This window comes from Streptomyces sp. SID5910 (assembly GCF_009862125.1).
In the GTDB taxonomy this organism is placed as follows: Bacteria; Actinomycetota; Actinomycetes; order Streptomycetales; family Streptomycetaceae; genus Streptomyces.
This window is the reverse complement of sequence record NZ_WWHX01000654.1, coordinates 1-910: the sequence shown is the minus strand read 5'-3', so window position 1 is coordinate 910 and position 910 is coordinate 1. Positions and strand designations below refer to the sequence as shown.

The following is a 910-nucleotide window of genomic DNA, read 5'->3' as shown; positions in this document are numbered from 1 at the left end:
TCGCCGGGGCGGCGGGCGGGCCTGCCGCCCGGCTTCGGTGGCTCGCCCGGGCGGTGGGCGGGCGGGCCTGCCACCACGGGCAGGGGGTGACGGCCGGCGGGGTGCAGGGACGGGCGGACAGGTCCCGGGCGCGGCCGGGGCGGTACGGCTGCGGGAGCGGCGGAGCGGGCGGGCACTGGGGGTGGCCGCCCGCTCCGTCGGATTCCGTACCGTCGGCTACTCGGTCTTGACCTTGATCGAGCCGTTCACGATGCCCTCCTTCGCCTTCGCCACGGCCTCCTTCGCACCCGGGACCTCGGCGAACTTCGGGTTGCTGTCGGACAGGCCCACGCCGTCGGACTTCAGGTCGAAGGTCTGCGTGCCGGCCAGCGGCTTGCCGTCCTTCACCGACTTGGCCAGCGCGAACACCGCGCCGTCGATGTCCTTGAGGGCGGAGGTGAGGATGTGGTCCTTGTACGCGGCCAGCGCTTCCTGCTGGTACTGGTCGGAGTCGACGCCGATCGCCCAGACCTTCGCCTTCGCGGCGGCCTCGATCACGCCCTGACCGGAGAGACCGGCCGCCTGGTAGACGACGTCGGCCTTCTTCTCGATCTGGCCCTCCGCGGCGGCCCGGCCCTTGTCGGGGCTGGAGAAGCCGCCCTCCTCCGCGGTCTGCGTCAGGTACTGCGAGATGACCTTGACCTTGGGGTTGGTGTCCTGGACGCCCTGCTTGTAGCCCGCCTCGAACTTGTGGATCAGCGGCACGTCCACGCCGCCCACGAAGCCGACCGTGTTGGTCTTGGTGGCCTTGGCGGCGGCGACGCCGGCGAGGTAGGACGCCTCGTTCTCGGCGAAGACGAGGGAGGCGACGTTCTTGCCCTCGACCACGGAGTCCACGATGCCGAAGGTGGTGTCCGGGTACTTCTCGGCG

At 71.4% G+C, this 910-nt stretch carries 1 protein-coding gene; it reads right to left on the bottom strand.

The features are described 5' to 3' along the window. Positions 1 to 216 precede the first annotated feature (216 nt). Positions 217 to 910: BMP family lipoprotein (locus GTW67_RS22895; protein ID WP_161166688.1), on the bottom strand; the 694-nt coding region annotated here is incomplete at its 5' end.